Raw genomic sequence first — 3,929 nt, forward strand, 5'->3', positions numbered from 1 at the left:
GTATATATATATTATTTAAGTAAGTCTATAAAATTTATATAAAAAATATATTTTTAACACGCATTATAAATTAGTTATTTAAGAATGACTAGTTCCATCAAGCGAACGCTGACGTTGTTTCGTTCAAAAAAATAATAGACATCTAGGTTAAAAAGTCGGAAAATAGTAGTTTGGCGACATCAAGGTGAAATAATAGCACAGTAAGGCTTAAGCGCGTATTACACTACTGAAAATAGACTACAGTCCTACAAAGGTTGTACCAGCCATAGCGTGTTTTCAGGGCTATCTGGGCGGCTTACGATGCGTTTGGGCATGACAGACAGATCCTCCATACGATTTCTTCCAATGATGTAGCCGGAGCTATTCGTCACTATCTGGATTCGGCCTGAATCGATTTCAGGCTGTACGATGCGAAATATCTGGTTCGGCGCGGGCGAGTTGGAGTCAAAGCTCTTAACCGTGATTTGCTCCTGCTCTTTGTCGCTGGGAACTGTCCACGCTTTGGAGCGGTCGGATGTTTGGATTGTTACCACGCCTTCATTGCTTCCGACAACTGGGGTGATCAGCCATTCCTCTGGGGGCGGGTTGTCGAGAATCAACGCGAAAATCTTGTCGTCGATCACTCCTGTTGGATATTTGACAGCTATCAGAAGGTAACTTCCATTTAGAGTAGGCATATTGTTTCTTTTAATTTATTATCAACATATTTTCATACCTTTTATGTAAAGACAAGGACAGTTAAGACAGTTAAGCAAATACACAATAAAAATATAATTTAAAGGCTAGAGTCAGTTTTTAACTCTAGCCTGTCAAATAATCTGAATAACCATTTAACAGAGGCTATATTTTCACGCTAAAAATGGAAAGTTTTAAAAATTACCAACGAATGAAACCCACAATAGCGCAGTTGGAAACTTTATACTGAGTCTGTATATGGATGCCTAAGCCAGAAAGTCAGAGAGGTGACTTTCTGGCTTAGGCATCCACTTAGTAGGCTTTTGTGAATTTAATATAAAGCAATTAGACTGCTATGTAAAGGTTATTTAAATGTTTGCTTAACTGTCTTAACTGTCCTTGTCTTTAAAAAAAAAAAACGAGATTTTACCTATAGACATTCATGCTTACTCTCACGCACAAGGAAGAGCATTGTTCTAGCAATATATCCATATCAGAATCAGAAACGTTTTTACATATATCTACCAAAACAAAAAATTCATCCTATGGCATCATTGGTTAAAGAAAATTTCGTTAAGCGCTGTACACTGTCTGCTCTTGCCTGTACCATTGCATCTGCAATGCTTGGGGTTGAATTCAACTTGATGGGGCAAAAGGCTGATGCCCTACTTAATCCAATTTTAGGTCTTGAGTGTGTAGGAGAAAATACAAACACTTATTCCCCAGGGCTAACTTCAGTACCAAAACAAACAACAGTTACTGTCAACACTACGTTTACTGTCTGCAATTCTCTTAGCCAACCACAAATTGTATCGGGGAGCTACACCGCTACTTATCAAAGTCAAATTTCCTGTAGTAACTTAAGTCCTTTAAACCCTTACACCGCTACGTATAATTGGAATGATGGTTCATCCAGCACAGTAAGTTATACATATATCAACGAAGTTAAGCAACAGGGGCAAATCGTTATAACGTTGAGTGGAAGCGTTATCGCTGGCAAGTTTACTGGTAAAAAGGTACTGGTGACCGGCATCCAGTATACTTTGGCTCTAACACAATGCAATTTTCCTGATGGTGTGAATCAAATTAGTGGGCCTGTAACGCTAATATTTATATAGACTTTTTCATCCCTCAACAACAGTATTGGAATAGAAAACAGAGAGCAGCCCCATAACATAAATATTACAAAAGTTTTTAGACGCTAAAACCCTTGATTTCGTATTAAGGGATTACTTGAGGATTATCCAAGTGAGCTACTACAACTTTAGATAAAATTTTTATGTAATAAAACTTTAAGCTTAATCCGGCTTTCTGTTCCAATGATTGTTATACCTCATCTACTACAGAATCTAGGAGAAACACTGGAACGAGTGTTTCATGGGCATAGTAAAGACTTGAAAGAAGTTGATGAAGCTTACAGTCAAATCGAAGTCATCCAAACAGATGGCACAGTAGTTGCACCAGTACCGTGCTACACCCGTCGGTTGCGCTCCTCACAAGGTTTGAAACTGAGGCAACGGCTGGTAAATAAGCCTCTGCCAATAGTTGCCGAACCGCAGAAGAAGTCTAAAACGTGTAATGCAGTCGCGGACTAATTGCCAAACCTGATAGTCCAGCAGTCCGATTGCAAATCCGGCGGGAGTTCTGCTGGAAACTCATCAGTAGCATCTATCATGACGCTAAAGTGTTGAGAGGCGTTTTTTCCTAACCTTTTGATTTCACGCAGCCATAATGCTAGGTTCTTACCCATAAAATCAGGATTAGAGGTATCGAGAATTAACAGACGGACTCCGCTATTCGCCATCCGTCGCAACCGTTTTTCAATTTGCTTAGATGTAATTGATGAGGGTTTGATGCGGTAGGGGTCAGCAACATTGAAACTCATGACAGCTATACTGTATCGACCAACTTTTACAGCATCACCATTATCAATACTCCCCATGAAAATGAAAACTTCCTGGTGATCTGGGCAGGATTCCAAATCAACAACATTCAAAACGTTAGTGGCAATTTCTTTATTTAGGTATTTATGAGTTGTTGATTCATCCAGCCACAAAGTCTCAAGTCCATCTTTATTTGGGTAAATGAACGAGTCTTTGTCTGGGTGAAACTCTCCAACATTAATTAAGGCATACCCTTCTCCAAACTCCCGCTTCATCTGATGTATCTGCTTAAACGCCTTCGCCACAAAACTTGTATCAAGAAGCACTTGTGAGCAGAAGTCACTTAAAGCTTGCTGCAAAATTGAATTGGCATCCACAATAAACAGGACTGTACTTGAAGTTAATGAGAATAACTCATTCTAGTATGTCCGATTTTGGGGTAGACATAGCTTACCCCTAGCTCATTATCAATTTCGTTTTTTTATTGACTGGTTTTATCGTCATTTTCGGAAAGGCTGTCTACCATTCTTTTTTCAGTAGTTTAAATGACTATAATATACTCTACATAATAAGGTATTGATACTTTATAAAATGACTTAGCAAAACTTTACAAATTTTAGTGTACCACTTTACTAACTGTCCCTTGATTTATTGATAATCGTAGTGTACGTGCGATTATATTTAAGTATCAAAGTTTAGGAGATTTATGAACAAACAAACTATTTTGTTTGTAATGTTTTCTATGGTTTTTGTGGTGTTAGCTATGCGTAGCGTGGTAGATACCCAAGCCCAAACTGTACTACTTGAATATTCTAAGCTATTTTTTGCTGGGTATTTAGGTTACTTGCTTAAATAAAAAGCCTCTTATCAGATTGACTGACAAGAGACTTTGATTATAATGTTGTTCTGAGATTAGCTTAAAAGACCACTAATAGGCAACCTTCCCAAACAAGGTTGTCTATTCTAGTTTATGGGTCATTCTAACTATTACACCGTCTCTTCAGTCTTTACAGTCTTTACTTTGGGTTTTACTTTCGTAGTTGCAGGAAATTAAATATACTATTTTTTATATGGTATTTAACATTGTTTTTAATTTATTAAAATTGCTATAATCCTTATCCTGCAAGGATTGTTAAAAATAATAGATTCTGACTTTCATGTGATTTTTATCTGTTTTTCTCTGAAAGTCGCACGTCTAAGCACACTCTAAATCCTATACTCAGTAAATAATCGTCAAGCTAGTTGATGGGTTAGGCTGTGATATAAAATTTAATATGTGGTTTATAAAAAATACTTTTACAAGTTTTTAATAAAAAATGTTACCTATAGTTTAAGTACGATTACTAGTATTAAATACGATCCCATAATGAT

Annotated in this window: 5 protein-coding genes; 3 read left to right on the plus strand and 2 right to left on the minus strand. The window is 37.1% G+C overall.

The window, feature by feature from the left end; all coding sequences use genetic code 11:
- Window positions 1-245: 245 nt before the first annotated feature.
- The gene (locus GNF10_RS35675) at window positions 246-677 is read right to left on the minus strand and encodes an I66 family serine proteinase inhibitor (RefSeq protein WP_185607433.1); all 432 of its coding nucleotides are present in this window, start codon (window positions 675-677) and stop codon (window positions 246-248) included.
- Between the two features lie 543 nt (window positions 678-1,220).
- Here GNF10_RS35675 and GNF10_RS35680 point away from each other — a divergent pair.
- Both GNF10_RS35680 and GNF10_RS35685 read left to right on the plus strand, forming a co-directional pair.
- Window positions 1,221-1,793, plus strand: coding sequence for a hypothetical protein (locus GNF10_RS35680; protein WP_185588039.1), 573 nt, complete (start codon window positions 1,221-1,223; stop codon window positions 1,791-1,793).
- 201 nt (window positions 1,794-1,994) lie between these two features.
- Window positions 1,995-2,270, plus strand: a complete 276-nt coding sequence (locus GNF10_RS35685) for a hypothetical protein (protein WP_185588037.1) — start codon at window positions 1,995-1,997, stop codon at window positions 2,268-2,270.
- Here the strand turns inward: GNF10_RS35685 and GNF10_RS35690 are convergent.
- The gene (locus GNF10_RS35690; protein ID WP_185588035.1) at window positions 2,267-2,935 is read right to left on the minus strand and encodes a hypothetical protein; all 669 of its coding nucleotides are present in this window, start codon (window positions 2,933-2,935) and stop codon (window positions 2,267-2,269) included. The genes GNF10_RS35685 and GNF10_RS35690 overlap by 4 nt on opposite strands.
- 329 nt (window positions 2,936-3,264) lie before the next feature.
- Between GNF10_RS35690 and GNF10_RS35695 the strand changes: the two genes are divergently transcribed.
- Window positions 3,265-3,414, plus strand: a complete 150-nt coding sequence (locus tag GNF10_RS35695) for a hypothetical protein (protein WP_185593287.1) — start codon at window positions 3,265-3,267, stop codon at window positions 3,412-3,414.
- The last annotated feature ends 515 nt before the right edge of the window (window positions 3,415-3,929 follow it).

The organism is Nostoc sp. UCD121 (assembly GCF_014222285.1).
Taxonomy (GTDB): domain Bacteria; phylum Cyanobacteriota; class Cyanobacteriia; order Cyanobacteriales; family Nostocaceae; genus Nostoc.

Excerpts from the sequence above, each read along its gene's own strand:
- GNF10_RS35675 (WP_185607433.1), bottom strand. The coding sequence starts at position 677 with ATGCCTACTCTAAATGGAAGTTACCTTCTGATAGCTGTCAAATATCCA.
- GNF10_RS35680 (WP_185588039.1), top strand. The coding sequence starts at position 1,221 with ATGGCATCATTGGTTAAAGAAAATTTCGTTAAGCGCTGTACACTGTCT.
- GNF10_RS35685 (WP_185588037.1), top strand. The coding sequence starts at position 1,995 with ATGATTGTTATACCTCATCTACTACAGAATCTAGGAGAAACACTGGAA.
- GNF10_RS35695 (WP_185593287.1), top strand. The coding sequence starts at position 3,265 with ATGAACAAACAAACTATTTTGTTTGTAATGTTTTCTATGGTTTTTGTG.